This is a genomic window from Pseudomonas sp. NY15354, from assembly GCF_048068075.1.
Classification (GTDB): Bacteria; Pseudomonadota; Gammaproteobacteria; order Pseudomonadales; family Pseudomonadaceae; genus Aquipseudomonas; species Aquipseudomonas guariconensis_C.
On sequence record NZ_JBLUPV010000004.1, the window covers coordinates 205806 to 231718 of the forward strand.

The following is a 25913-nucleotide window of genomic DNA, read 5'->3' on the forward strand; positions in this document are numbered from 1 at the left end:
GTGACACGACCTGGCCCTGCGAGGTCACTCTTCGAGCAGGGTGCAGGCCATCACCAGGGCGTCTTCGCGACCGCCCGCGACAGGGTAGTAATCCCGGCGCCGGCCGATCTCGTTGAATCCGTAGCGCTCATACAGACGATAGGCCGACTGGTTGCTCGCGCGTACTTCCAGGAAGCATTCGCGACCATTGAGCTGGTAGGCCCGCGCCATCAGGTGCTCGAGCAGGCGCAACCCCAGGCCGCACCCCTGGTTCTCCGGCTTGACGGTGATGTTGAGCAGGTGCGCTTCGTCGATGATCACATTGATTACGCCATGCCCCACCTGCTGCTGGCCGTCGAACATCAGCCACACTTCGTAGGATTTGAGCGCATCCTGAAAGATCCCGCGGGTCCAGGGATGACTGAACGCGGCATATTCGATCTTAAGCACGGCATCCAGATCCGCCTCGGTCATTCGGCGGAAACTGATCGAGTCACTCATTCAACGCTCTTCCAGCGCGCCATCAGCCGGCGCATCGCTTGCCAGACGTCCGCCTTGCGCTGCGGCTCGTCCATCAACAGTTCAAGGCCCGGCAAGGCCCAGGCATCGCCCAGGCCCTCGACCTTAAGTTCTTGGTAGTAGGCCTCGCCATCGGCCTGGCCGGCGAAGCGCACGGCCGGCAGGCCGACCAGCCACAGGCAGGTGCAGGGCGCCTCTTCCAGGCGAGCCTGGATGAACCCTTGGACGAAATCCCGCGCCGCCTCAGGGCCCTGGTCCATGTTGCCGCGCACCAACAGCGGCCAGCGTACCGGCTCGCCGATGATCTGCGGGGCATCGGGCAGGCCGGCGGCACGCAGCATGTCCTTGAGCAGCAGGTAGGACGGATCGCGGCTCTGGAACGGCTGGCCGGTCGCCAGCTCCACCAACAGCAGGCAACTGCCGGCGCGCAGCAACTGCAGGGCGAAACGCGGCGGTGGGACAGGTGCAGGCCGAGGTGCGGGGGCCTGCTCCTCGGCTTCGACCGGTTTGCTGGCAGGCTTGGGCGCAGTGCCGGGGCGGGGAATCTCGATCTTCGGTCGCTCGACCGAGCGAGCCTGGGGCGCGGCTGGCGCCTCCCTGGACGGCTGCGCCGGTGGCTGCACGTCCCTGTCGAAATCCTCGACCGGCGCCAAGGGCGCCAGCAGCTCCGGACGCGACGGCGCGGCGAACGGCAATTCGGCGCGCGGCAGCCAATGCACCACTTGCATGGCGGAAAGGTAGGCGCGGCGGCGGGGCTCGGTCAGCAAGGCACAGGCATCCGGGGAACGAAAACAGTCGGCCATTCTAACGCCGTTGCCCTGCAAGCGCCGCAACTGGTCGGCGGAAATTTAAGGCTTGAACTGTACGAGGTACACACGGCCAAGCCTTCAGGCCATAGTTCATTACAGACCAAGGGGTGAAATCCTCCCCCCCGGATGCAGTACAATCGCCCCTTTTATTTGGCAACGAGTCGACCCGCCAATGATCGAACCCAAGCGCGTCCTGCGCGCCCTAGCCGAACACTGGGCCCTGATCGAGCCGCTGTGCGAGCGTTTCGACCAGGGCACCCTGAGCCTGGTCGAACTGCGCCAGCAGCTGGCCCGGCAGCAGGTGGAGAGCACGCCGCAGGACATCACCCAGCTGCTGGACGTATGGATACGCCTGGATATCCTGGTGCCGGTGGCCAAGAGCCCGAACCGCTTCGAGCTCAACGCCCAGATCCATGACTTCCTCGCCTACCTGCGTCGCGAGCACCGCCTGGGCCTGTGCCTGGAGATCGAAGCCTACCTGCGCCACCTGGAGCGCCTGGCCGGGCACATCCAGGACGCCTTCGACAACCGCGACAGCGACGACCTGGCGCGCCAACTGCGCCTGCTCGACATGCGCGTGCGCGATGTCCTGAAGAAACTCGACAACGATGAGCAGGCGCTGGTCGCCGTGGCCGAACGGGCCAAGACCAGCAACCGCCAGATCCCCCTTCGCCAGCGTTACGCCGAAGTCCTGGCGACTTGGGACGAATACGTCGAGCCGATGATCCAGCTGGTCAATGCCGACGGCGCCTTCGAGCAGGGCGTGCGCAAGGTCGAGACCGTGCTGCTGCGCCTGCTGGGCGAGCAGGCGCGACTGGGTCACCTGGTCGACGACGACATGCTGCTGCGCACCCACGCGCGCATTCTCGAAATGCAGACCAGCGCCCAGCTCACCCTGCGCCACGCCCGCGAGCTGCTGCTGCCACTGCGCGAAGAAGCACGCCGGCACAACGCCGTCACCCGTGGCGCGGCCCTGGCCCTGTCGGTGATCCGCCGCAAAGGCATCGACGCCGTGCCCCATGCGGCCATGCCGATGTTCACCCGCCCGCAGAGCACCTTCCTCGGCAGCGCCAGCCAGGTGGAGGCCTATGTGTATGCCCTGGCCCGCTTCGAACCCAAGCCGGCGCGCTTCCCCAAGGCGCACAAGAGCCAGAAGGGCCCGCTGCCCCGCGCCCCGCGCACGGTCAAGGAAATGCTCGAACGCTGCGAGGACGCCCTGCCGTTGCCGGACCTCATGGTCTGGCTGCTCGAGCAGGAACCCGAAGGCGCCACCGACGAATTGCTGTACTGGTTCTCGCGCCTGTCGCGGGAGAAGCGCTTTAGCCGCGAACGCCTGGACCGCCGCGAGTACACCACCCGCGAGCACCTGGTCAGCCTGCGCTCCTTCGCCCTGACCTCCAGCCGCGAAACCACGCCTGAATCCAACGCGAGCCCAGCCAATGCATCTTGATCTTTCCGAACTGTCCCAGCTCGCGCCCATCTTCCGCGAGCTGTTCAAAGGCTTTCACATAAGCCGCCGCGACCCTGAGCTGTATGCCCAGCTGTCGAACTTCCAGGACCAATACCGCACCCTGTTCAAGGCCCTGGGCTTCGAACTGGTGTGCGATACCCGCGGCTTCTATTACTTCGTGCCCGAGCAGGCCGCCGCGCAGGTCAACAAGACCGCCCAGCGCCTGTCGCTGTTCACCTTCATCCTGGTCGAGCACCTGGCCGACCAGGGCCGCGACCCGATGGCCGTGCTCGACGGCGGCAGCATCGGCCGCGATGAGCTGCCTTCGCTGCTGGAAAAGTACCGCGACCTGTTCATCCAGGCCGAAGTGCAGACCGTCGACGAACTGGAAGAAAAGATCCTGCGCCGCATGACCCAACTGGGCTTCGCCCACGAGGAAGGTGGCATCTATCGCTTCCTGCCGCCAATGCATCGCTTCCTCGACGTCTGCCTGTCGGTCCAGCAGGACCGCGACCTTGCCGCCAGCCTGCACAGCGACCTGCCGCTGCCAACGCCGGTACTGGTCGAGGAAGAGAGCCCGGAAGAACTCAACCGCACCGACGACCCGCTCGACCTGTCACCGTTCGACGGCGAAGAGAGCGAGGAAGAAGCCCTGGCCCGGGCCATTCGCGAAGAGCAACAGGAGATTGACGCATGAGCCAGGAACGCTACGGTATCCGCCGCTTCGCACTGCTCAACACCGCCGGCTACAGCCTGGGCCTGTTCCCCCTGGAGCAGCCGCTGTCGGTCTACGGTGCCAACAACCTCGGTAAATCCGCCTCGATCAACGCCTTGCAGTTCCCGATCCTGGCGCGCATGTCCGACATGAGCTTCGGCAAGTACAGCCTGGAGCAATCGCGCCGGTTCTACTTCGCCAGCGACACCAGCTACATCCTCTGCGAACTGAACCTGCCCCACGGCCCCCATGTGATCGGCGTGGTCGGTCGCGGCCCAGGCGGCGGCTTCGGTCACCAGTTCTTCGCCTACCAGGGGCAGCTGGACCTGGCGCACTACCAAAAGAACGACACCTGCCTGCGCCAGAAAGAGCTGTTCACCAACCTCGAGCAACACGGCCTGAAGGCCTACGAGCTCAAGCCGGACGAACTGCGCCGACTGCTGGTCGGCGGCCACACGTCGGTGCCGCTGGACCTGACCCTGATCCCGCTGCGCTCGACCAGCGAACAGAGCCTCAAGACCTTCCGCTCGCTGTTCATCAACCTGCTGCACATGCGCGAAATCACCGCGGCCAAGCTCAAGCAGCTGTTCCTCGATGCCTTCGAGCACAGCCTGCGCTCGGGCAGCGTCGACTACATCGCCGCCTGCGAAGAAGCCTTCCGCGACGTGCGCCGCATGGAGCAGGACTACAACGCCCTGGTCGCCGCAGGCCCGCTGGTCGAGGCCCTGGCCGGCGGCGTCGCCCAGCGCGACATCCTGCGCGGCAAGCTGCACCGCCTCTCGCCTCTGCTCGATAACCTGCTGGGCACCTGGCAGGAATACGCCATGGCGCGCAAGGAAGAGCTGGTCATCCAGGCCGAGCACTACCGTGGCGAGCAGGACCGCCTGCAGAACGATCAGCGCGGCGGCACCCAGGAGCTGATGCGCCTGGAACGCGAGATCACCGGCATCCAGCGCTGGCTCGGCGAGCTGTCGGTGCTCAAGCACCGTTTCGCTCTGGTCGAGGACGCCAAGGTCCTGGAGCAGCAACTGCTGGCCGCCAAGGACGCCCACGACGAACTGGCCGGCGCCCTGGCCCAGTCGCGCCAGTTCTCCGCCGAGGACCTCGACGAGCGCGTGCGCGATCTGGAAAAACGCCTCAAGCAGGTCAAGCAGCAGCTCGACCACGCCGACAACAACAGCTATGCCCGCCTGCGCGAGGAGTTCTCCCAGCAGGACGTCGATCGCCTGATGCGCCTGTTCAACGGTGCGCTGTTCAGCCTGCCACTGGGCGATCGCGGCATCGAGCTGGACGACAGCGATGTCTGGGTCAAGACCCTCGAAGCAGTGCTCGACAGCTTCAAGGGCGAGCGTTTCGAAGTGCCGGGCCTGTCCATCGACCTGTCGCACATCGACCCACCGGCCCTGCAGGCCCTGGCCGACCGCGCCGCCCTGCGCGACCAGAAAGAACGCCTGGAAAAAGAACTCAAGCAGCTCAAGACCCAGCAGGCCGTCGCCGCCGACCGCAGCGCGAGCAAGGCCCAGACCGAGGCCCTGTACCAGCAGGTGCTCGATGCCCAGAAGGCCCTGGAAGACTTCCGCCGCAGCGAAACCCTGAGCGCCGAAGAGCCCGAGAAGATGGAGCAACTGGCGCAGCTGGAAGCCGCTCAGGATGAGCTCAAGCGCTCCAGCGACGCCTTCACCGAACGCGTCCAGCAACTGTCGGCCAAGCTGCAATTGGTCGGCCGCCAGATTGCCGACCTCGAAGCCAAGCAGCGCACCCTCGACGACGCCCTGCGCCGTCGCCAGTTGCTGCCGGCTGACCTGCCGTTCGGCACGCCGTTCATGGAGGCGGTCGACGACTCCATGGACAACCTGCTGCCATTGCTCAATGACTATCAGGACAGCTGGCAGGCGCTGCAGCGCGTGGACAACCAGATCGAGGCGCTGTACGCCCAGGTACGCCTCAAGGGCGTGGCCAAGTTCGACAGCGAAGACGACATGGAGCGCCGCCTGCAGCTGCTGATCAACGCCTACTCGCACCGCACCGAAGAGGCCCTGACCCTGGCCAAGGCCCGTCGCGCGGCGGTCACCGACATCGCCCGGACCCTGCGCAACATCCGCAGCGACTACGACAGCCTCGAGCATCAACTGGCGCTGTTCAACCGCGAGATCAACAAGCGCCAGGTGTCCAACCTGGAAAGCTTCCGCGTGGTCCTGGCACCGAACAAGGAAGCGCTCAAGCACATCGACCAGATCATCCACAGCGCCGGGCAGTACGAGGAAGGCGAAACCCTGTCGGTGTTCGACCTGACCCAAAGCGCCGAGCAGGATCACAAGAACGAAGAGGCCAAGGAATACCTGGCACGGCTGGTGGCGGCCAACCACAACCAGCTGGGCCTGAAGGACCTCTTCGAGCTGGCCTTCGAGATCACCAAGATCAACAGCCAACCCGTGATCCACGCCGACATCGATGGCGCCGCGTCCAACGGCACCACCATGACCATCAAGGCGCTGACCAACATGTACCTGTTGCTGCACCTGATGGACCGCGACCTGGCCGGGCGCATCCGCCTGCCCTACTACCTCGACGAAGCGGCGGACATCGACGAGCGCAACCAGGCGGCATTGCTGGAAACCAGCCAGCAGTTGGGCTTCGTGCCAATCCTGGCGAGCGTGAAGCCGCAGGTGTCGGCGCGGGTGGCGATCGATCTGGAAGGCGGTAGCGGGCCGAACGGCATCTACATCGACGAGGCTGACTGGAAATTCATCAGCCGTATCGATGAAGTGAAGGCGATCGTGCGTGAGGATGAGGCCGAGGAATTGGCCTGATTTGATGGGGGCCGCTTTGCGGCCCATTCGCGGGTAAACCCGCACACAGGTAATCCACTGCCCTCGAGGCTTGTGCAATACCTGTGGGAGCGGGTTTACCTGCGAATGCTTTAACAGGGTATCAATGCGCCCAAGGCAGGATGGGGATAGCCGTCACCGCATTCTGCGGGCTGCCTTCGATCATCCGGTCGCTGTACACCAGGTACACCAGCGTATTGCGCTTCTTGTCGAGAAAGCGCACCACCTGCATGGTCTTGAACACCAGCGAAGTGCGCTCTTTGAACACTTCCTCGCCGTCCTTCAACTCGCCCTTGAAGTTGATCGGCCCGACCTGACGACAGGCGATCGACGCCTCCGCCCGGTCCTCGGCCAGGCCCAACCCACCTTTCACACCGCCCGTCTTGGCCCGTGACAGGTAGCAGGTCACACCCTCGACCTTCGGATCGTCGAACGCCTCGACGACGATGCGATCGTTCGGCCCGAGAAACTTGAACACCGTGGATACCTGGCCGATCTCATCGGCCCCGGCCAGCATCGGCAGCGCCAAGGCGGCCATGGCAATGATCCTTTTCAGCACGTTCGCCTCCTCAGACCAGCACCAGGTTGTCGCGGTGCACCAGCTCCGGCTCGGCGCTGTAGCCCAGCAGGCTCTCGATGGCGTCGGACGGCTGGCCAATGATCTTCTGCGCCTCCAGAGCGCTGTAGTTGGCCAGACCACGGGCTACTTCACGGCCATCAGAGCCCACGCAGATCACCATCTCGCCGCGGCGGAAGCTGCCTTGCACAGTCTTCACGCCGACCGGCAGCAGGCTCTTGTTCGATTCGCGCAGGGCCTTCACGGCACCATCGTCCAGCACCAGCGTCCCGCGGGTCTGCAGATGGCCGGCCAGCCACTGCTTGCGTGCGGCGAGCATGCCGCGCTCGGGCGACAGCAGGGTACCCAGGCGCTCGCCGGCCTTCAGGCGGTCCAGGACACGCTCGATGCGGCCACCGATGATGATGGTATGAGCACCGGAACGGGCAGCCAGGCGCGCGGCGCGCAGCTTGGTCTGCATGCCGCCACGACCGAGAGCGCCACCGGTACCGCCGGCAACGGCATCGAGCGACGGATCATCGGCGCGGGCCTCGTAGATCAGCTGCGCCTCGGGGTTGTTGCGCGGGTCGGCGTCGAACATGCCATCGCGGTCGGTGAGGATCACCAGCAGGTCGGCCTCCACCAGGTTGGCCACCAGGGCGGCCAGGGTGTCGTTGTCGCCGAAGCGGATCTCGTCGGTGACCACGGTGTCGTTCTCGTTGATCACCGGGACCACACCCAAGTCGACCAGGGTACGCAGGGTGCTGCGGGCATTGAGGTAACGTTTGCGGTCGGAAAGGTCGTCGTGGGTCAGAAGAATTTGCGCGGTGTGCTTGCCGTGCTCGCCAAAGCTCGACTCCCACGCCTGCACCAGGCGCATCTGGCCGAGGGAGGCAGCGGCTTGCAGCTCGTTCATCGCGCTCGGTCGCGAGGTCCAGCCCAGCTGGCTCATGCCCGCTGCCACGGCCCCGGAGGAGACCAGCACCAATTCCACGCCTGCTTCCCGCAGTGCGACCATCTGCTCGACCCAGACGGCCATGGCGCCGCGGTCGAGGCCTTTGCCATCCGCCGTCAGCAGGGCGCTGCCGATCTTCACGACCCAGCGCTTGGCGCCTGTCACCTTGCTTCGCATCTTCTCTTCCAACCTATGTCGAATCTGTAGATACCGTAGATACAAAAACGCCGCTCGTTCGAGCGGCGTTTAGTGTACTGCAACCGATCAGTCGCGCACGTAAATGATTTCCGGGCCGTCTTCGTCGTCCTCGAAATCATCCCAGTCATCGTCGTCGCCGATGTCATGCACGCTCTTGACGCCAGTGCGGCGCAGTGTGCGCGCGTCATCCAGCGCCTGCAACTGGGCCCGGGCCTCGTCTTCGATGCGCTGGTCGAGCTCGGCCAGTTCCTCGGCGAAGGCGGGATCGTTGGCCAGGCGGTCGGCACGGTCTTCCAGGTAACGCATCAAGTCATGGCTGAGCTGCTCGGTGCCCTGCTTGGCAATGGCCGAGATCACATAGACCGGGCCATCCCAGTTCAGGCGCTCGACGACTTCCTTGACGCGCTCCTCACGCTCCTCGTCCATGATCATGTCGGCCTTGTTCAGCACCAGCCAGCGCTCACGATCGATCAGCGCCGGGCTGAACTGCGCCAGCTCGTTGAGGATGATTTCAGCGGCATCGGCCGGGCTGCTGCCATCGAGCGGCGCCAGGTCGACCAGGTGCAACAGCACACGGGTACGCGCCAGGTGCTTGAGGAAGCGGATACCCAGGCCAGCGCCATCGGAGGCACCTTCGATCAGGCCCGGGATGTCGGCGATGACGAAGCTCTTCCAACGATCGACGCTGACCACGCCCAGATTCGGCACCAGGGTGGTGAACGGGTAGTCGGCGACTTTTGGCTTGGCCGCGGACACCGAACGAATGAAGGTGCTCTTGCCGGCGTTCGGCAGGCCCAGCAGACCGACGTCGGCCAGGACCTTCAGCTCCATCTTCAGGTCGCGCTGCTCACCCGGCTTGCCAGGCGTGGTCTGGCGCGGCGCACGGTTGGTGCTGGACTTGAAGCGGGTATTACCCAGGCCGTGCCAGCCGCCCTGGGCGACCATCAGCTTCTGCCCGGGGGTGACCAAATCCCCGATGACTTCCTGGGTCGAGGCGTCGATCACGGTGGTGCCAACCGGCACACGCAGGAACAGGTCTTCGCCCTTCTTGCCGGTGCAGTCGGTGCTGCCACCGTTCTGACCACGCTGGGCTTCGTGGTGACGGGTATAGCGATAGTCGACCAGGGTGTTGAGGTTCTCGTCGGCAACCATGTACACCGAGCCGCCGTCGCCACCGTCACCGCCGTTGGGGCCACCGTTCTCGATGAACTTCTCGCGGCGGAAGCTCATGCAACCATTGCCACCATCACCGGCCTTGACCCGGATCGATACTTCGTCAACAAACTTCATAAAAACCGCCTCTCGCCTTCCGGCGAGCTGAATACTTGAAAACCTGAGGCTCTTGCAAAAATGAGCGCGGCGGCCCCGTACGACCGTAGAAACCCACGCCGGCAGCCCATACAAACAGCTTTGCAAGAGGCTCACCACAAACGAAAAAGCCCCGTCGCATGACGGGGCTTCTGAAGCGACGTCGCGATTAGGCTGCGACGATGCTCACGTAACGGCGGTTGAACTCGCCTTTCTTCTCGAACTTGATCACGCCTTCGATCTTAGCGAACAGAGTGTGATCCTTGCCCATACCAACGCCGTAGCCAGCGTGGAATTCGGTGCCGCGCTGGCGGACGATGATGTTGCCTGGCTTGATAACCTGGCCACCATACATCTTCACGCCAAGGCGTTTCGATTCTGAGTCGCGACCGTTACGAGTACTACCACCAGCCTTTTTGTGTGCCATGGTTCAATTCTCCAATAAATTCAGGGGATCGGGGCGATTAAGCCTGGATACCGGTGATTTTGATCTCGGTGAACCACTGGCGGTGGCCCATGCGCTTCATGTGGTGCTTACGACGACGGAACTTGATGATGCGAACCTTGTCGTGACGGCCTTGCGAAACGACTTCAGCCACAACCTTGGCACCTGCGACGACTGGAGCGCCGATGGTGACTTCTTCGCCGTTGGCGACCAGCAGAACGCGATCGAAGGTCACGGATTCGCCAGTGGCGACTTCCAGTTTCTCGATCTTGAGGAATTCACCTTCAGCGACTTTGTACTGCTTGCCGCCGGTAACGATTACTGCGTAAGACATTGGGTATTTCTCCGATAATCCTGCTCACCCAGCGCTTTATATGATGAGTATTGGCTGGCATGGCTGCACTAGGCTGGAACGGCCCGGTGCAATTGCGTAAGGCAGGTGCTGCCCAGGAAGTTAGGGTGCGCGATTGTACGCAACCCAATAAATGCTTGCAAGTGGCGGCCAGGGGCCACGGGCACCGCGCCTTGACACACCGGGACCCGCGACCTAGCATGCCGCGCAACCTCAATGGAGCAGCCGATGCAACCCCAAACCTTCTACCGCGCGGTAGCTGACGATTTCAGCGCCGTCGACGAGATCATCAAGAAGCAGCTGACCTCGCGCGTGCCGCTGGTATCGAAGATCGGCGACTATATCACGTCCGCTGGCGGCAAGCGCCTGCGCCCCCTGCTGGTACTGCTGTGCGGCAAGGCCCTGGGCCGTGAAGGCGACGACCTGCGCCTGCTGGCGGCGACCATCGAGTTCCTGCACACCGCCACCCTGCTGCACGACGACGTGGTCGACATGTCCGGCATGCGCCGTGGCCGCTCCACCGCCAACGCCCTGTGGGGCAACGCCCCGAGCGTGCTGGTCGGCGACTTCCTCTACTCGCGCTCGTTCGAGATGATGGTCGAACTGGGCTCGATGCCGGTCATGCAGATTCTCTCCAAGGCCACCCGGGTGATCGCCGAGGGCGAAGTGTTGCAGTTGTCGCGCGTTCGCGATGCCAGCACCACTGAAGAGGTCTACATGGACGTCATCCGCGGCAAGACCGCGATGCTGTTCGAAGCCTCCACCCACAGCGCCGCCGCACTGGCCGGTGCCAGCGACGAGCAGCGCGAGGCCCTGCGCACCTTCGGCGACCACCTGGGCGTGGCCTTCCAGCTGGTCGACGACCTGCTGGACTACAAAGGCGACTCGCAGACCCTGGGCAAGAACGTCGGCGACGACCTGGCCGAGGGCAAGCCTACCCTGCCGCTGATCTACACCATGCGCGAAGGCACCGCCGAACAGGCCGCCTTGGTACGCCAGGCGATTCAGAAAGGCGGAATCGAGGACCTGGAGCAGATCCGCGTCGCCGTCGAAGCCTCCGGCGCCCTGGACTACACCGCCCAACTGGCCCGCGACTACGTCAAGCGCGCCATCGAATGCCTGGAAGTGCTGCCAGCGAGCGAATACCGTGAAGCATTGATCGAACTGAGCGAGTTTGCGGTAGCCCGTACCCACTAAAGATCGCATCAGCCCTCATTCGCGGGTAAACCCGCTCCCACAAGTAGTGCACTTGTGTGAGCGGGTTTACCCGCGAATGCATTTGTGCAGGCAAAACACACTATCCGATCAAAACCTTATACAATGTGGGCCTTAATCCCGCTTGTCTTGAGGAACCCCTGTGAGCACTTTGCCACCTTGCCCCAAATGCAACTCCGAATACACCTATGAGGATGGCACTCAACTGATCTGCCCCGAATGCGCCCACGAGTGGTCGGCCAATGGCGAAGCCGAAGCCGCCAGCGACGACGTGGTGAAGAAGGATTCGGTCGGCAATGTCCTGCAGGATGGCGACACCGTCACCGTCATCAAGGACCTCAAGGTCAAGGGTTCGTCCCTGGTGGTGAAGGTCGGTACCAAGGTCAAGAACATCCGCCTGTGCGACGGCGACCACGATATCGACTGCAAGATCGACGGCATCGGCGCCATGAAGCTGAAGTCCGAGTTCGTGCGCAAGGTCTGATCCCCGCACCGGGGCTGCCACCCAGGCAGCTCCGTCGGATCCCGCAACAAGTCCCTACCCCGCCCGGAAGAAAACTTCCAATAGGGACTTGCTATTCAAGTAATAAGAATTATTCTCATTGGAAACGTATTCCAAGGAGAACAGCCATGACCTATCTCATCGATGCCTGGCTCGACCGGCCCCACCCCTACCTGCGTATCCTGCACCGCGAAACAGGCGAAGTCTGCGCCGTGCTCGAGCAAGAAGCGCTCGACGAACTGCGCGACCAGGGCGACCTGGACCTCAATGGCCTGAATTCAAGCGAGCCGGGAGTGCTAAAGGAGTTGGTGCGAAATCTGTTTCTGTATTGCTATGCCCGGGCATTGCGCCCTGGGGGAACAGAGTGGAGCTGAAGGGGTTCGCCCAGCACCACTGCAGGCTCGCCCTGCCCCCACCAATACTGAATGCACGATAACGGTGGGAGCGGGCGTGTCCTGCGATTGGGCCGCTAGGCGGCCCCAACGGTATTACAGAACGTCGAGCAGCTCGACGTCGAACACCAGCACGCTGTGCGGTGGGATGCTACCGACGCCCTGAGCGCCATAGGCCAGCTCGCTCGGCACGTACAGACGCCATTTGCTGCCGGCGTTCATCAGTTGCAGGGCCTCGGTCCAGCCAGCGATCACGCCACCGACCGGGAATTCAGCCGGCTGGCCACGATCGTAGGAGCTGTCGAACACAGTGCCGTCGATCAGGGTGCCGTGGTAGTGGGTACGCACGTTGTCTTCGCGAGTCGGCTTGGCGCCTTCGCCCGCGGTCAGGACTTCGTACTGCAGGCCCGACGCCAGGGTAGTGATACCGTCACGCTTGGCGTTATCGACCAAGAATTGCTTGCCAGCGGCAGCGGCGGCTTCGGCCTTGGCGGCAGCTTCGGCTTGCATCAGTTCACGGATGACCTTGAAGCTAGCCGACAGGTCGGCTTCGCTGACACGGCTCTCGGCGCCGTTGAAAGCGTCGGTCAGACCGGCCAGGATGGCGTCCAGGCTGACGCCTGGTGGCGGGTTGTCACGCAGTTGACCGCCCAGCTGACGGCCAATGCCGTAGCTGACGCGCGTTTCGTCGGTGCTCAGGTTCAGTTCGGACATTTCACTCTCCGCTTGAGGGCGAAGGAAATCCGCCCTGCATGAAAAAGGGCAAGAAGCCTAGCACACAGCGGCGTAGTGATTCAGCAACCAGGGTTACCAGGCCGAGCGCTGGGAGATCGGCACCTTCAGGTCTTCCTCCGGATGCGAGCCCATGCCGCACATCTCGTCCTGGACAGACCAGTGCACGAGATTCATGGACAACAGCGGCAAAGCGTTGAGCAACTGCCGCGCATCCTCCACCGAATGCACCCTCAGCCGTTCACCACGGCCGTCTGCCAGCGGGTGGGCATGGCCTTGGACCCGGGCTTCGAGCAGATAGTCACCGCCCTCGATGGCGATCAGGTTGAGCTCCTCGACATGGCCAGCCCTGGCTTCGACATTGAGCTGTTGCAGGTTCATGAGAGCACCTCACAAGTGGGAACCACGCATGACTGCTCATTTTTTGTACACAGACTGAAAAATCACAAGCCATGAACGCAACCGCCCGTCCGTTTGGCAACGGACGGGCGGCGGTTCAGTGCTCGGCGACAGCGGCGATCAGTGCTTGGTGAGCTTGTCCAGATAACCCATGACGAACGCCGAAACCACGAACGTCATGTGGATGATCACATACCACATCAGGTAGTCGGTGGAGATGTTCTGGGCATCCATGAACACCCGCAACAGGTGAATCGAGGAGATCGCCACGATGGAGGCCGCGACTTTCATCTTCAGCGAGGAAGAGTCCATCTTGCCCAGCCAGTTGAGCTTCTCTTTGTTGTCGTCGATATCCAACTGCGAGACGAAGTTCTCGTAGCCAGAGATCATCACCATCACCAACAGGCCACCGACCAGCGACATGTCGATCAGCGACAGAATCACCAGAATCAGATCAGCCTCGCTCAGGGCGAAAACGTTGGGCAGGACGTGGATGACTTCCTGGAAGAACTTCAGCGCCAGGGCCAGCAAGCCCAGCGACAGGCCGAAGTAGATGGGAGCGAGCAGCCAGCGCGAGGCATACATCGCATTTTCAAGGATACGTTCCATGGGGGGATAGAGACTCGTCAGATGGCGAAAAAACGAGCGCGAGTATAGCTACCCCTCCAAGACAGCAAAAGCCTGGGTCCCCTGAGCTTCGCGGGTAAACGCGTGCCCATGAGGACGCCCGCCTCCACCTGTGAACGCGTCTACCTGCAAACCCGGCAGCGCCGAACGCAACGACTACCTTGGAACTCAGGTCTCGGGATGAAACTGGAAGTCCCCAAGGTTTCGGCAGCGCTCGCCATTGATCCTTCGCAACTGCGCTTGCAGGTGCAAGCACCAGATTTGCCGGTCATCAGCGACCTGATAACCGTGCAGCGTCAGGCTATCGACGATGGCATTGAGCACGGACTCGGCGACCAGCGGACCATGGAACGGCCCTTGGGCCTTGATGGCCGAAGGTTGCTCTCCTTCCATGCCGGCCGCGAAGAGCAAGGTCCACATCCCCGTGTCGCCGGCCAGCGGACGGATACTGCACTCGATACGTGTCACCAGGCCCAGGCACTGGCGAGTGAGGCTGAGGTTGCGCATGGCGGCGTCCCCTCTGTGAAGCCTTGTTCAGCCCGAACACTTCAGGCTGTTTCCATCCTGAACGCTGATGCCGTCCTTAGTTCCAGCATAGAAGACGCGCGCAAAAAGATGGAAAACCGGCGCTGAACGGTAGCCATTTGCCTCCAGCGCCGGTTTATTGACTCAAGCAGGGTTCGCTTGGGCCACGACCTCTTCCATGCGTTCTTTTTCGGCTTCCTTGATGTCTTCCTCGCTGATCATCTCGGCAATCACCCGCAAGCGTTCGACTACCCGTGCGTTGACACTGCCTTCGGGGAACTGGCCCTTCTCGTCAGGCGCCCCGGCTTCCTCGCCCACCAGCAGGCTCAGGGCCTCATCGGCCTGGCTGACGGCATAGACGTGGAACCGTCCGGCCTCGACCGCCTGTACCACCCGCTCATCGAGCATCAGCGTGGCCACGTTGGCACGTGGGATGATCACGCCTTGCTCGCCCGTCAGGCCGCGAGCCTCACAGAGGCGGAAGAAGCCTTCGATCTTCTCGTTGACACCACCCACCGCCTGCACCTCACCGAACTGGTTGATCGATCCGGTGATGGCGAAGCACTGCTTGAGCGGGGTACGGGACAAGGCCGAGATCAGGGTGCAGACTTCGCCGAGCGATGCGCTGTCCCCGTCGACATACCCATAGGACTGCTCCAGCGCGATGCTTGCCGAGATCGCCAGCGGGAACTCCTGGGCGTAACGGCTGCCCAGGTAACCGGTGAGGATCATCACGCCCTTGGAGTGAATCGGCTGGCCCAGGTTGACCTCGCGCTCGATGTCGACGATGCCGCTGCCACCCGGATAGACCGTGGCGGAGATCCGTGCCGGCATGCCGAACGCCGAATCCCCGACCTCGAGCACGGTCAGACCGTTGCACTTGCCGATGGCGGCGCCCTCGGTGTCGATCAGGATGATACCGGCGAGCATGTCGTCGAGCACCCGCTGCGAAACCCGCCCGGTGCGCGTGGCCTTGGCCTTGAGGGCGCGCTCGATGTGCCCGGCATCGGTCATTTCCTCGCTGGCCAGTTGACGGATGAAGTCCGCCTCGCTGACCAACTGGAACAGGTCACCGATACGCGCCGACAGGCGCGACTGGTTCTCCGCCAGGCGGGCGCTGTAGGTGGCCAGGCGCGCCACGGCATCGCTGGTCAGCGGGGCCATGCCTTCCTCGTTGGTGCGGGTGCGCAGCAACTGGGCGAACTGCTCGAGGTTCTCGTCGACCATCGGCATGTCTTCGTCGAAGTCCACCAGCACACGGAACATCTCCTGGAAGTCCGAGTCGTGGTCCTGCAGGGCGTAGTACAGCTGGCGCGAGCCAATGATGACCAGCTTGATGGTGAGCGGGATCATTTGCGGTGTGAGGGTCACGCTGGCGACCCGCCCCAGCTCACCCAGCGGCGATTCCATTTTCAGCTTGCGCGATTGCAGGGCGCGCTTGAGGGCGTCCCAAACGAACGGCTCGCCGAGCATCTTCTCCGCCTCAAGGATCAGGAAGCCACCGTTGGCCCGGTGCAGCGCCCCAGGGCGCAGCTGGCGGTAGGAGGTATAGAGGGCGCCCTGGTCGGTGCTGTATTCAATACGGCCGAACAGGTTGTCGTAGGTCGGATGCGGCTCGAAGACCATCGGCGCTCCGCCGCTGACATGGTGGCCAACCACCAGGCTCGGGGCGTATTGCTCCTCGAGCATCTTGCGGGCCACCGCATCGGTCTTGCTGTCGTCGACCAGTTGCTCGACCACGGTGCGCAGCAGGTTCAGTTGCATGGACTGCAGGTAGGCGCAGACGGCCGCATTCTCCGCATACTTTTCGGACAGCGGGGCCAGCAGTGGTTGCAGGGCCAGGGTGATGGTTTCTTCGTTGAGCTGACGCAGCTGGTTGTTCGACTCACGCTTCCACTGCGGCAGGCTGGCCAGCTCTTCGTTGAGGCGCTCTTCCAGTTCGGCGATATCCTCGTGGAACTGCTCGCGCACCTCCTCAGGCAGTTGGGCGAACTCGGCCTCGTCCAGTGCCTTGCCATCGGCCATGGGGGTGAAGGCGACGTTGCTGGCGTCGCGGTACAGGGCCACGTCCTTTTCCAGCGACGCCCGCTCGATCACATCCAGAGCACGGTCATAGCGTTGGTTGAAGGCCCGGTCGATCGCGCCTTTCTTCTGTTGGTAGGACGGGTGTTCGAACACTGCCGGGAACGTGGCCAGCAAGTTGTCGATCAGGCCGTTCATGTCGGTGATGAACTCATTGGCGCTGCCGGCCGGCAACTCCAGTGCCCGTGGCTCGCGGGTGTCGTCGAAGTTGTTGACATAGACCCAGTCAGACGGCGTCTGCTGGCGCTTGCCCTCGGCCTTGAGGTAGCGCTTGACGAACGAGAAGCGGCCGGTGCCCGGCTCGCCCATGACATACACGTTGTAGCCTGGGCGCGGCATGGCCACGCCGAACTGCAGGGCCTCTACGGCGCGTTCCTGGCCCAGGACCCCTCGAAACGGCTCCAGATCGTCAGTGGTGGAAAAGGCAAACTGCTCAGCGGAGAAACGCCGGGTCAGGGCTTCGGGCGCGAGACGCAGGCGCGAGGCGACAGAATCGGGCATTGGGTTTCCTTACTTCGGCGGGGCGGATGAAAGGCATTCTGGCGCTGCCCGCGCGCTGCTTGCAAGGCTTGGCGGGACTTTATGTCGCAGCCCAGCCGATGCGAATGCGCAAGCAATTTTTCGCAATAAATAACGCAACCTTTGGATCGTGCCTAAACTCCAACCTGCGCGGGTGGGCGTATTGCTTTCCCGACCCTGGCAACCGCGTTGCCAGAACCCTGACCATTGGTACGTCTACTGAAACCGAAAAAGAGAACAAAGCTATGAAACGGATTCTTCTGGGTACTCTGTTCGCCGCAGTTTCGATCAATGCCATGGCTGAAGCGCCAGGCGGCCCGAACTGCGGCTGGGGCAACTTGCTGTTCGAGGGCCAGCGCGGTACACCGGCCCACTTCCTGGCTTCCACCACCAACGGCACTTCCGGCAACGCGACCTTCGGCATGACCTCCGGCACCAACGGCTGCTCGACCAAGGCAGCGCTCACCTATGGCGGCAAATCCTGGTTCGCCATGAACGGCATGATGAACGAACTCTCCGAAGACATGGCCCAGGGCCAGGGCGAAGCCCTGACCACTTATGCCGTGGTCCTTGGTGTGGCACCTGAAGACCGCGCGCACTTCGCCGCTGTCACTCACCAGCATTTCAGCGAAATCTTCAGCAGCGCCGACGTCACGGCCGAAACTGTCCACAGCAACACGCTCGCTGTTCTCAAGAGCGACCCACGCCTGGCCAAATACGCCACCGAGGCTTGAGTCCTGCCCTTCCCGCCCCGGCTCCGGGGCGGGTTCGGTCACTTTCACCTTCGGCATCATCCAGACGTAGTTGCCCGATATGCTCAAACGCCTCGCTTCCCTGGCGCTGGTCGCCAGTGCTCCACTTCATGCCGCGCCACAGCTCGATCAGGCGCGCGTCCAACAACTGGCCTCCACCCCTTACTGGATTGCCCTGGGCCATTACGAAACGGCCAAGCTCGGCGGCTGGCGCAGCTATGTGGACGATGACGCGTTCTTCCTGGCCCCCGATGGCGCCCATCACCCCGAGCAGGAGCTCCAGGCCACGGTCCAGGCTCTGTATGCCCCGGCCAGCCTGGGCGACAAGCATGCCCAGTGCGTCTTCCCCGCCCGCACCCGCTGGCTGCGCGAGCAACTGCAGCTCACGGACTTGCCACAACCGAACTGCCAGGAGTTCACCACCTGGTACAAATCCATCGATCCGCACAGCGCCGTACTGGTCTTTCCGGCGGCCTACCTGAACAGCCCATCTTCGATGTTCGGCCATACCCTGCTGCGCATCGACCAGTCCAACACCCGCAGCGACGACACCACGCTGCTGAGCTACGCGATCAACTTCGGCGCCTACATCGAAGGCAGCGACAACAGCATCCTCTATGCCTGGAAGGGCCTGATGGGCGGCTATCCCGGCCTGTTCGCGCTGATGCCCTACCAAGAGAAACTCTCCGAGTACCGCAGCCTGGAAAACCGCGACCTGTGGGAATACCAACTGGACCTGACCCCCGAGGAAACCGGGCGCATGGTCGAGCATGTATGGGAACTCAAACAGATCCAGTTCGATTACTTCTTCTTCGACGAGAACTGCTCCTACCGCCTGCTGGAATTGCTGCAGGTCGCGCGCCCCAGCCTGGACCTCACTTCGCAGTTCCCGCTGACGGCCATCCCCACCGACACGGTCAAGGCGGTCAAGCAGTCCGGCCTGGTCGCCAGCGTCCATTACCGCCCCTCGCGAGAGCGCGAGCTGCTGGCCCGCGCTGAATCCCTGGACCACGACGAAAAACAGCAGGTACTGGCCGTCAGTGCCGATACCGCAGAACTGCAGGCGCCCGCCTTCACCGCCCTGCCCCCTGAGCGCCAGGCCCTGGTGCAAGACGCCGCCTACCGCCTGGAGCGCTACCGCGCCAATGGCCAGGCCCGTGACCCGGCCCAGGCCCGGCGCAGCTTCGAGCTGTTGCAGGCCATCAACCGCAACCCACCACCGCCCTTGGCGATCGAGCGGCCAGGCCTGCCGGAGAACGGCCATCAGTCACGCACCTGGCAACTGGGCGTCGGTACCCGCGAGGATCGCGCCTACGCCGAATACGGCCTGCGCATGGCCTACCATGACCTCAACGACAACGCCTACGGTTTCCCGCTGGGCGCGCAAATCGAAATCCTGCAGCTCAAGCTGCGCCAATACGAAAGCAATGACTGGCAAGTGCAACGCCTGGACCTTGCGACCATCCGCTCCCTGACCCCACGCAACGAACTGCTGCAACCCTGGTCCTGGCAAGTGGCGGGCGGCCTTGAGCGGGTGCCGGGCAAACATGACGACGAAGTGCTGGTCAGCCATGTCAACGGCGGTGCGGGTTCCACCTGGCAATTGGCCGACGGCCTCCTGGGCTTCGCACTGGGAACGGCGCGGATCGAGCATCACAACGACTTCGCCCAGTTCATTGCCCCGGCGGCAGGCTTCAACGGCGGCCTGTTGTGGCGCAACGGCCTGGGCAACCTGACCCTGGAGGCCAAGGGGGACTACTTCACCAATGGCGAGGTGCGTCGCAGCCTGAGCCTCAACCAGCAGTGGGAAATCAGCCAGAACCTTGGACTGCGGTTAAGCGCCAGCCGCGAGTTCAGCCATCTGGCGACCGCGCAGAACGAGGTGATGCTGGAGTTGAAGTGGTATCACTACTGAGTCGACCCGCTGCCACCGTCTGTGGCAGCGGGTTTACCCGCGAACACATCAGCACACAGGAACACTGTGCGACTCATTGACACGGTTTTGACGCCCCACCGACAAATCGCCGCCTAGACTTCCCCGCATCGTTCGGAGGTATGTGGTCATGCGCGGGTGTGGGCTCGGGTTGTGGATAATGTTGTCGCTCGCAGGCTGCCAGTCGGCCCACCAGCAGATGATCGACCAGGGCTATCCGCCTGCCTACGCCGACGGTTTCGAGGACGGCTGCGGCAGCGGTCGCCAGGCGGCAGGGTTGATGGTCGGGGGCTTTCGCAAGAACGTGCCGCGCTACCTGCACGAGCGCCAGTACGAAACCGGTTGGGACGACGGTTTTCGCCAGTGCAATGCGATGCAGTCCAACGAGGATCTACGCCAGTATCGCGAACGCTATTGGGATGAGCGCGACCGGCAATGGCAGCAAGAAAAAGACCGCGACGCCGCACGCGCCTATCGCCGCCAATGAGTCGCAAACGGACAACCGTTGAAACCCGCAAGCTGCCACCATGGTCTCCTGCACAAGGAGGCCTTTCATGAGTCGAGCATTCGTCAACGAAGACCAGGCCGCTGCCCAGGCCAACCAGCCGGTGGAACGACGGGTCAGTGACCAACCCAACTACGTCACCGCCAGCGGGCTCGCCCAGTTGCAGCAACGCGTGGTCGAGCTCAACGCACTGCGCAGCGAACTGCTGGCCCAAGGCGAACGTGCCGACAAGCAGCGCCTGGCCGATAGCGAACGGGATTTGCGGTACTTCTCCGCGCGTGTGCAGAGCGCCCAGGTCGTGCCCCCCGCCCACTCCACCGAGAAAGTGCAGATCGGCAGCCGGGTGACTTTCGTCGACGAACAGGGCCAGCAACACAGCGTGCAACTGGTAGGGGAAGACCAGGCCGACGCCACGCGCGGCCTGATCAACTGGGGCTCTCCGCTGGGCCGAGCGCTGCTAGGCGCGGGGCCTGGGGATGAAGTGCTGTGGCGACGACCTGCGGGGGATCAGTCGATCGAGATCGTCAGCATTGAAGGCGAGCCCTAGAACATCGGGCGCCCTTTTCGCGGGTAACCCCCACAGGTACAGCGGTGTTGTTGAGAGCACCGGAGAACATGCAGGAGCGGGTTTACCCGCGAAAGGGCCAGTGAGGCGTTTTAGACCACACCCTGGGCCAGCATGGCATCGGCGACCTTGACGAAGCCGGCGATGTTGGCGCCCTTGACGTAGTTGATGGTGCCGTCGGCCTCTTCGCCATAGTGCACGCAGGCGTGGTGGATCGACTGCATGATGTTGTGCAGCTTGCTGTCCACTTCACCGGCAGTCCACAACAGGCGCATGGCGTTCTGGGACATTTCCAGGCCCGAAACCGCCACGCCACCGGCGTTGGAAGCTTTGCCCGGCGCGTACAGGATGCCCGCTTCCAGGAAGATATCCACAGCCTCGAGGGTGGTCGGCATGTTGGCGCCCTCGGCCACGCAGATGCAGCCGTTTTGCAACAGGGTGCGGGCATCTTCGGCGTTGAGCTCGTTCTGGGTGGCGCACGGCAGCGCGATGTCGCAGGGCAGGGTCCATGGCGTCTGGCCCTTGCGGAACTCCAGGCCATACTGGCCAGCCATCTCGCTGATGCGACCACGCTTGACGTTCTTGAGCTCCATCAGCGCATCCCACTGCTCGTCAGTCAGGCCGGCTTCGCAGAACAGAGTGCCTTCGGAGTCCGACAGCGAGATGACCTTGCCGCCCAGGTCCATGACCTTGCGCGCAGCGTACTGGGCCACGTTGCCCGAACCCGAGATCGCCACACGGCGGCCATCGATACGCAGGTCACGGCGTTTGAGCATTTCCTCGGCGAAGTACACGCAGCCGTAGCCGGTGGCTTCAGGGCGGATCAGGCTGCCGCCGTAGGTCATGCCCTTGCCGGTCAGGACCGAGGTGAACTGGTTGGCAAGGCGCTTGTACTGGCCGAACATGTAGCCGATTTCACGGGCGCCGACGCCGATGTCACCGGCCGGCACGTCCAGGTCGGCGCCGATGTGGCGATACAGCTCGCTCATGAAGGCCTGGCAGAAGCGCATGACTTCGGCATCGCTCTTGCCCTTCGGATCGAAGTCCGAGCCGCCCTTGCCGCCGCCCATGGGCAGCGAGGTCAACGAATTCTTGAACACCTGCTCGAATGCCAGGAACTTGAGCACGCCCAGGTTGACCGACGGGTGGAAACGCAGGCCGCCCTTGTACGGGCCGATGGCGCTGCTCATCTGGATGCGATAGCCGCGGTTGACCTGCACCTTGCCTTGGTCGTCGACCCACGAAACGCGGAACAGCACGGCACGCTCCGGCTCGACCATGCGCTCGAGAATGCCGGCTTTCAGGTAGCGGGGGTTGGCTTCGAGGAAGGGCCACAGGCTGCGCAGTACTTCTTCCACCGCCTGGTGAAACTCAGGCTGGGCTGGGTCGCGCTGCTTCAGGCGGGCCAGGAAATCGTCGACGGATTCGATCATGGTAGACATCTCACCAAGAGGATTGGACTTATTGGTTTTTTTCGAGACTTTACCAAGAACCAATCGCACCGGAACAGGGCGACATGTCGTTTTTTTGAAATTTTCTGGTGCAATTTCTATAACTGTATACAAACCACTCCCCGTACATCGCTGTCCTGTAGAAGCGGCCTTGCGCCGCGATCGGGCGCGAAGCGGCCGCAAAATCAAGGGGCGGTGTGCCTCTGTCTTCCAGCGATCAATGGATCTGCGGCCGCTTCGCGCCCGATCGCGACGCAAGGCCGCTCCTACAGACAAGGCCCAGGCAGCGCGCCAAACGCCAGGCACAAAAATGGGGCCCCGAAGGGCCCCACTGTTGTGCAGCGCTTTGCCGGCTTACTGGGCCAGCTTCTTGTGCCGTACCCGATGCGGCTGGGCAGCGGCATCGCCCAGGCGCTTCTTGCGATCGGCTTCGTACTCGGTGTAGTTGCCCTCGAAGAACACCACGTTCGAGTCGTCCTCGTAGGCCAGGATGTGGGTGGCCACACGGTCCAGGAACCAACGGTCGTGGGAGATCACGATCGCGGCGCCCGGGAAGTCCAGCAGGGCTTCTTCCAGCGAACGCAGGGTTTCGACGTCGAGGTCGTTGGACGGTTCGTCGAGCAACAGGACGTTACCGCCCTCCTTCAGGGTCAGGGCCAAGTGCAAACGGCCACGCTCACCACCGGAGAGGTCCTTGACGAACTTCTGCTGGTCGCCACCTTTGAAGTTGAAACGACCGACATAGGTACGCGACGGGATTTCATAGTTGCCGATGCGGATCACGTCCGAACCGTCGGAGACCTGCTGGAACACGGTCTTGCCGCCGTCCAGGTCCTCGCGGCTCTGGTCGACGCAGGCCAGTTGCACGGTTTCGCCGATCTCGATGCTGCCCGAGTCCGGCTGTTCCTTACCCATCAGCATGCGGAACAGGGTCGACTTACCGGCGCCGTTGCCGCCGATCACGCCAACGATGGCGCCCTTGGGCATGGCGAACGACAGGTTGTCGATCAGTACGCGATCGCCGTAGCCCTTGGTGACGTTCTTGAACTCGATGACCTTGTCGCCCAGGCGCGGACCGGCCGGGATGTAGATCTCGTTGGTCTCGCTGCGCTTCTGGAACTCCTGCGACTGCATCTCCTCGAAGCGAGCCAGACGAGCCTTGGACTTGGACTGACGGGCTTTGGCGCCTTTGCGCACCCATTCCAATTCTTCCTTCATGGCCCGCTCGTGAGCGCTCTGCTGCTTGGATTCCTGCTCCAGACGTGCCGACTTGGCTTCCAGCCAGCCCGAGTAGTTGCCTTCGTACGGAATACCGGCGCCGCGGTCCAGCTCGAGGATCCAGCCTGCAACGTTGTCCAGGAAGTAACGGTCGTGGGTGATCGCCACCACTGTGCCCGGGAAGTCGTGCAGGAAGTGCTCCAGCCAGGCCACCGAGTCGGCGTCCAGGTGGTTGGTCGGTTCGTCCAGCAGCAGCATGTCGGGGGCCGACAGCAGCAGGCGGCACAGGGCCACACGGCGCTTCTCGCCACCGGACAGGTGCTCGATCTTGGCCTCCCATGGCGGCAAGCGCAGGGCATCGGCGGCGACTTCCAGCTGACGTTCCAGATTGTGGCCGTCGGAGGCCTGCAGGATGGCTTCGAGCTTGGCCTGCTCGGCGGCCAGCTTGTCGAAATCGGCATCCGGCTCGGCGTAGGCGGCGTAAACCTCATCCAGGCGCGCCTGGGCGTCCTTGATCACGCTCACCGCTTCCTCGACGACCTCGCGGACGGTCTTGCTCGCGTCCAGCTGAGGCTCCTGGGGCAGGTAGCCGACATTGATGTCCGGCATCGGACGGGCTTCGCCGTCGAACTCCTTGTCGACGCCGGCCATGATGCGCAGCAGGGTCGACTTGCCCGCGCCGTTGAGGCCGAGCACACCGATCTTCGCGCCAGGGAAGAACGACAGGGAAATGTTCTTCAGGATTTCCCGCTTCGGCGGCACGACCTTGCTCAGCCGATGCATGGTGTAGACGTATTGAGCCAAAACCAAGCCCTCTATCAGAAAGGTAAAGACAACGACCCCGGCATGGGCCAGGGGGCTGTGTTTACGGGGTGTCGTTGAACAAAGTGGGCCATTCTACGCCAAGTCGTGGCGTTTCACAGATGGCGGGGCATCGAATGAGGCTGCATGGAAGGCCAAGCGCCTCGGCAAGGCCGTTCCCATTCGTACGCTGCGGTACCGGTGGGAGCGGCCTTGTGTCGCGAGGGAGGGCACAGCCCTCGCCGCGACTTGCTCAGACGTGGGCTTGTTTGGCCTTGCCGCGGGGCAGGCGGCAACGGTCGTTCTGCTCGGCCAGGCGCGCCGCCCAGGCCGCTTTGACGCTGAAGCCACCGGTCCGTGCCGGCTTGCTCGCGCCTGGCTTGGCGGTAGGTTGGGCGACTGGCTTGGCAGCAGGTTTTGCCGAGGGCGCAGCCACAGCAACCGGCTCGACGGCCTTGGCCGACTTGCGCAGCTCAGCCAGCGAAGGGCTCTTGCGCACCGCCGCGCTGGCGGCATCTGGCTTTGCCAGCGAACGCTGGCAGGACTTGCAGGATACGTCGTCGGTCACGGCAGTGCTGACCAGGGTCTGACTGCTGCGCCCACAGGCGGAATCGAGGCCATTGGTGGAATAGTGAGTAACCAAAACCGTACATCTCCAGAAGCGTTGACTATGAAGCGGCCGGCATTCTCGCACAGCTTGAAGGGTCTTGCCGAACAGGATGTCGACCACCGGCAAGGCACAGGGAGTGGCACTTTGCCACAATTCAAGGCATGCTAGTCGGCTTGATGCGCCACTCTATAATAGTGCGCCCGGCGATCTGCCCCGGCACGTCCCATGCATGTTCAGCCCCTGCCATCGCCAGCCCAATCGCAGGATCAACGCTTGACCAATCTCACTCAACCGCCCTCCCTGCGCCCTGCTGAATCTGCCTCGGCTGGCAATCCGCGTGGCTCGCTAAAAGGGGCCTTGGCGTTGTTGGCCCTTGTGCTGCTGGCATTGCTGCTGTGGCAATTGTTCACCCAGTATCGCCATACCCAGACCGACCTGCAGCGCCAGAGTCTGGAGGCGAGCGCCCAGCTGGCCGACCATCTGAGCCTTAATATGGCTTTGAAGGCGGAGCAGGCCGGCAGCATTCTCCAGCCCTATGGCAACGCGCCAACGCCTTCGGCGTTGCCCGCTACGCTGCGGGCGGTGAGTGATCGGCTTCCCGCCCTGCAGCAACTGGCGTGGCTGGACGACAACGGCAGGGTCAAGACCGACACCCTGGCCGGCAGCCCCGATCGTCAATTGATTGACGAGCTGCTGCAGTTGATCCAAGACCGCCCCTATTTTTTCAGCAACGCCACAGACAACAGCCAGATCTACCTGTTGCTGCGTCAGCCAGACCACCAAGGCCGCGGTTACTGGTTGCTGCGTCTTGCCCCCCGCTATTACCGGCAACTGTCCGACCACCTCGACGGCAAGGGCCAGCCCTTGTGGCTGCTGGAAAACAGCCGCAGCGGCAAAGTCCTCGAGCGGCATGGCACCGTGCCGCCCGCCAGCGAGCCCCTGCAAAGCGTGATGCTGGCCTTCATCGACAA

The 25913-nt window shown here is 63.1% G+C and carries 25 protein-coding genes; 10 read left to right on the forward strand and 15 right to left on the reverse strand.

The genetic code is table 11. The features are described from left to right. Window positions 1-24: 24 nt before the first annotated feature. Together rimI and ACNFCH_RS06250 are read right to left on the reverse strand one after the other, a co-directional pair. Window positions 25-480 carry a ribosomal protein S18-alanine N-acetyltransferase gene (gene rimI / locus ACNFCH_RS06245; protein WP_070092735.1) on the reverse strand — a complete coding sequence of 152 codons (456 nt, stop codon included), beginning with the start codon at window positions 478-480 and terminating at the stop codon, window positions 25-27. Further along, a complete protein-coding gene (locus ACNFCH_RS06250; protein ID WP_337159589.1) occupies window positions 477-1265 on the reverse strand; it encodes an energy transducer TonB in 789 nt (262 codons plus the stop codon). The genes rimI and ACNFCH_RS06250 overlap by 4 nt, the downstream gene beginning before the upstream one ends. Window positions 1266-1479: 214 nt before the next feature. On the opposite strand from ACNFCH_RS06250, the gene mksB reads away from it, so the two are divergent. From mksB to mksF, 3 genes are read left to right on the forward strand one after another with little or no spacing between them, the layout of a single operon-like run. Next, window positions 1480-2757, forward strand: a complete 1278-nt coding sequence (mksB, locus tag ACNFCH_RS06255; protein ID WP_043208486.1) for an Mks condensin complex protein MksB — start codon at window positions 1480-1482, stop codon at window positions 2755-2757. Continuing rightward, entirely contained in the window at window positions 2747-3454 is a 708-nt protein-coding gene (gene mksE, locus ACNFCH_RS06260; protein ID WP_070092736.1) for an Mks condensin complex protein MksE, read from the forward strand. Before mksB ends, mksE begins: the two co-directional genes overlap by 11 nt. Next, window positions 3451-6282 carry an Mks condensin complex protein MksF gene (mksF, locus tag ACNFCH_RS06265; protein ID WP_196163834.1) on the forward strand — a complete coding sequence of 944 codons (2832 nt, stop codon included), beginning with the start codon at window positions 3451-3453 and terminating at the stop codon, window positions 6280-6282. Before mksE ends, mksF begins: the two co-directional genes overlap by 4 nt. Before the next feature lie 121 nt (window positions 6283-6403). On the opposite strand, the gene ACNFCH_RS06270 is transcribed toward mksF, so the two are convergent. The 5 genes from ACNFCH_RS06270 to rplU all read right to left on the reverse strand — a co-directional run bounded on the left by ACNFCH_RS06270 (window position 6404) and on the right by rplU (window position 10096). After that, the gene (locus ACNFCH_RS06270; protein ID WP_337159588.1) at window positions 6404-6838 is read right to left on the reverse strand and encodes a CreA family protein; all 435 of its coding nucleotides are present in this window, start codon (window positions 6836-6838) and stop codon (window positions 6404-6406) included. 31 nt (window positions 6839-6869) lie between these two features. After that, window positions 6870-7988 carry a glutamate 5-kinase gene (proB, locus tag ACNFCH_RS06275; protein WP_337159569.1) on the reverse strand — a complete coding sequence of 373 codons (1119 nt, stop codon included), beginning with the start codon at window positions 7986-7988 and terminating at the stop codon, window positions 6870-6872. A gap of 87 nt (window positions 7989-8075) precedes the next feature. Beyond that, window positions 8076-9299: an Obg family GTPase CgtA gene (cgtA, locus tag ACNFCH_RS06280; RefSeq protein WP_337159568.1), complete on the reverse strand. Its 1224-nt coding sequence runs from the start codon at window positions 9297-9299 to the stop codon at window positions 8076-8078. Between the two features lie 187 nt (window positions 9300-9486). Continuing rightward, window positions 9487-9744: a 50S ribosomal protein L27 gene (gene rpmA, locus ACNFCH_RS06285; protein ID WP_070092741.1), complete on the reverse strand. Its 258-nt coding sequence runs from the start codon at window positions 9742-9744 to the stop codon at window positions 9487-9489. A 37-nt stretch (window positions 9745-9781) separates the two neighbouring features. Beyond that, window positions 9782-10096 carry a 50S ribosomal protein L21 gene (rplU, locus tag ACNFCH_RS06290; protein WP_003247466.1) on the reverse strand — a complete coding sequence of 105 codons (315 nt, stop codon included), beginning with the start codon at window positions 10094-10096 and terminating at the stop codon, window positions 9782-9784. A gap of 246 nt (window positions 10097-10342) precedes the next feature. Between rplU and ACNFCH_RS06295 the strand changes: the two genes are divergently transcribed. From ACNFCH_RS06295 to ACNFCH_RS06305, 3 genes are all read left to right on the forward strand, one after another. After that, window positions 10343-11311, forward strand: coding sequence for a polyprenyl synthetase family protein (locus ACNFCH_RS06295; RefSeq protein ID WP_337159567.1), 969 nt, complete (start codon window positions 10343-10345; stop codon window positions 11309-11311). 160 nt (window positions 11312-11471) lie between these two features. Further along, window positions 11472-11813, forward strand: coding sequence for a zinc ribbon domain-containing protein YjdM (locus ACNFCH_RS06300; RefSeq protein WP_043208469.1), 342 nt, complete (start codon window positions 11472-11474; stop codon window positions 11811-11813). Window positions 11814-11959: 146 nt separating this feature from the next. After that, the gene (locus ACNFCH_RS06305) at window positions 11960-12205 is read left to right on the forward strand and encodes a hypothetical protein (protein WP_070092743.1); all 246 of its coding nucleotides are present in this window, start codon (window positions 11960-11962) and stop codon (window positions 12203-12205) included. 114 nt (window positions 12206-12319) lie between these two features. Here ACNFCH_RS06305 and ACNFCH_RS06310 read toward each other — a convergent pair whose 3' ends face one another. From ACNFCH_RS06310 to ACNFCH_RS06330, 5 genes are all read right to left on the reverse strand, one after another. Further along, window positions 12320-12937, reverse strand: a complete 618-nt coding sequence (locus tag ACNFCH_RS06310; RefSeq protein WP_070092744.1) for an FKBP-type peptidyl-prolyl cis-trans isomerase — start codon at window positions 12935-12937, stop codon at window positions 12320-12322. 93 nt (window positions 12938-13030) lie between these two features. Beyond that, window positions 13031-13336: a DUF6482 family protein gene (locus tag ACNFCH_RS06315; RefSeq protein ID WP_196163840.1), complete on the reverse strand. Its 306-nt coding sequence runs from the start codon at window positions 13334-13336 to the stop codon at window positions 13031-13033. A gap of 138 nt (window positions 13337-13474) precedes the next feature. Then, complete coding sequence (locus ACNFCH_RS06320) at window positions 13475-13963, reverse strand: TIGR00645 family protein (RefSeq protein WP_043208460.1); 489 nt, start codon at window positions 13961-13963, stop codon at window positions 13475-13477. Between the two features lie 186 nt (window positions 13964-14149). Then, on the reverse strand, window positions 14150-14488 hold the full coding sequence (locus ACNFCH_RS06325) for a hypothetical protein (RefSeq protein WP_070092746.1): 339 nt from the start codon (window positions 14486-14488) through the stop codon (window positions 14150-14152). Between the two features lie 162 nt (window positions 14489-14650). Further along, window positions 14651-17089 (reverse strand): Lon protease family protein, encoded by a 2439-nt coding sequence (locus ACNFCH_RS06330; protein ID WP_337159566.1) that lies wholly within the window; start codon window positions 17087-17089, stop codon window positions 14651-14653. A gap of 263 nt (window positions 17090-17352) precedes the next feature. On the opposite strand from ACNFCH_RS06330, the gene ACNFCH_RS06335 reads away from it, so the two are divergent. The 4 genes from ACNFCH_RS06335 to ACNFCH_RS06350 all read left to right on the forward strand — a co-directional run bounded on the left by ACNFCH_RS06335 (window position 17353) and on the right by ACNFCH_RS06350 (window position 20844). Beyond that, window positions 17353-17841 (forward strand): DUF3015 domain-containing protein, encoded by a 489-nt coding sequence (locus ACNFCH_RS06335; protein WP_043208451.1) that lies wholly within the window; start codon window positions 17353-17355, stop codon window positions 17839-17841. 79 nt (window positions 17842-17920) lie between these two features. Beyond that, complete coding sequence (locus tag ACNFCH_RS06340) at window positions 17921-19774, forward strand: DUF4105 domain-containing protein (RefSeq protein WP_416742446.1); 1854 nt, start codon at window positions 17921-17923, stop codon at window positions 19772-19774. Window positions 19775-19922: 148 nt separating this feature from the next. Beyond that, complete coding sequence (locus ACNFCH_RS06345) at window positions 19923-20279, forward strand: hypothetical protein (protein ID WP_196163843.1); 357 nt, start codon at window positions 19923-19925, stop codon at window positions 20277-20279. Window positions 20280-20346: 67 nt separating this feature from the next. Beyond that, window positions 20347-20844 (forward strand): GreA/GreB family elongation factor, encoded by a 498-nt coding sequence (locus ACNFCH_RS06350; protein ID WP_337159564.1) that lies wholly within the window; start codon window positions 20347-20349, stop codon window positions 20842-20844. A 110-nt stretch (window positions 20845-20954) separates the two neighbouring features. Here the strand turns inward: ACNFCH_RS06350 and gdhA are convergent, their stop codons facing one another. The 3 genes from gdhA to ACNFCH_RS06365 form a co-directional block, all read right to left on the reverse strand. Further along, window positions 20955-22295, reverse strand: coding sequence for an NADP-specific glutamate dehydrogenase (gene gdhA / locus ACNFCH_RS06355; RefSeq protein WP_070092751.1), 1341 nt, complete (start codon window positions 22293-22295; stop codon window positions 20955-20957). 372 nt (window positions 22296-22667) lie between these two features. After that, entirely contained in the window at window positions 22668-24335 is a 1668-nt protein-coding gene (ettA, locus tag ACNFCH_RS06360) for an energy-dependent translational throttle protein EttA (protein WP_337159562.1), read from the reverse strand. A gap of 250 nt (window positions 24336-24585) precedes the next feature. Next, entirely contained in the window at window positions 24586-24975 is a 390-nt protein-coding gene (locus ACNFCH_RS06365; protein WP_337159561.1) for a hypothetical protein, read from the reverse strand. Between the last annotated feature and the right edge of the window lie 938 nt (window positions 24976-25913).

Coding starts and splice junctions, on each gene's coding strand:
- rimI (WP_070092735.1), bottom strand. CDS start 480: ATGAGTGACTCGATCAGTTTCCGCCGAATGACCGAGGCGGATCTGGAT.
- mksB (WP_043208486.1), top strand. CDS start 1,480: ATGATCGAACCCAAGCGCGTCCTGCGCGCCCTAGCCGAACACTGGGCC.
- mksE (WP_070092736.1), top strand. CDS start 2,747: ATGCATCTTGATCTTTCCGAACTGTCCCAGCTCGCGCCCATCTTCCGC.
- mksF (WP_196163834.1), top strand. CDS start 3,451: ATGAGCCAGGAACGCTACGGTATCCGCCGCTTCGCACTGCTCAACACC.
- ACNFCH_RS06270 (WP_337159588.1), bottom strand. CDS start 6,838: ATGGCCGCCTTGGCGCTGCCGATGCTGGCCGGGGCCGATGAGATCGGC.
- proB (WP_337159569.1), bottom strand. CDS start 7,988: ATGCGAAGCAAGGTGACAGGCGCCAAGCGCTGGGTCGTGAAGATCGGC.
- cgtA (WP_337159568.1), bottom strand. CDS start 9,299: ATGAAGTTTGTTGACGAAGTATCGATCCGGGTCAAGGCCGGTGATGGT.
- rpmA (WP_070092741.1), bottom strand. CDS start 9,744: ATGGCACACAAAAAGGCTGGTGGTAGTACTCGTAACGGTCGCGACTCA.
- rplU (WP_003247466.1), bottom strand. CDS start 10,096: ATGTCTTACGCAGTAATCGTTACCGGCGGCAAGCAGTACAAAGTCGCT.
- ACNFCH_RS06295 (WP_337159567.1), top strand. CDS start 10,343: ATGCAACCCCAAACCTTCTACCGCGCGGTAGCTGACGATTTCAGCGCC.
- ACNFCH_RS06305 (WP_070092743.1), top strand. CDS start 11,960: ATGACCTATCTCATCGATGCCTGGCTCGACCGGCCCCACCCCTACCTG.
- ACNFCH_RS06310 (WP_070092744.1), bottom strand. CDS start 12,937: ATGTCCGAACTGAACCTGAGCACCGACGAAACGCGCGTCAGCTACGGC.
- ACNFCH_RS06315 (WP_196163840.1), bottom strand. CDS start 13,336: ATGAACCTGCAACAGCTCAATGTCGAAGCCAGGGCTGGCCATGTCGAG.
- ACNFCH_RS06320 (WP_043208460.1), bottom strand. CDS start 13,963: ATGGAACGTATCCTTGAAAATGCGATGTATGCCTCGCGCTGGCTGCTC.
- ACNFCH_RS06325 (WP_070092746.1), bottom strand. CDS start 14,488: ATGCGCAACCTCAGCCTCACTCGCCAGTGCCTGGGCCTGGTGACACGT.
- ACNFCH_RS06330 (WP_337159566.1), bottom strand. CDS start 17,089: ATGCCCGATTCTGTCGCCTCGCGCCTGCGTCTCGCGCCCGAAGCCCTG.
- ACNFCH_RS06335 (WP_043208451.1), top strand. CDS start 17,353: ATGAAACGGATTCTTCTGGGTACTCTGTTCGCCGCAGTTTCGATCAAT.
- ACNFCH_RS06340 (WP_416742446.1), top strand. CDS start 17,921: ATGCTCAAACGCCTCGCTTCCCTGGCGCTGGTCGCCAGTGCTCCACTT.
- ACNFCH_RS06345 (WP_196163843.1), top strand. CDS start 19,923: ATGCGCGGGTGTGGGCTCGGGTTGTGGATAATGTTGTCGCTCGCAGGC.
- ACNFCH_RS06350 (WP_337159564.1), top strand. CDS start 20,347: ATGAGTCGAGCATTCGTCAACGAAGACCAGGCCGCTGCCCAGGCCAAC.
- gdhA (WP_070092751.1), bottom strand. CDS start 22,295: ATGATCGAATCCGTCGACGATTTCCTGGCCCGCCTGAAGCAGCGCGAC.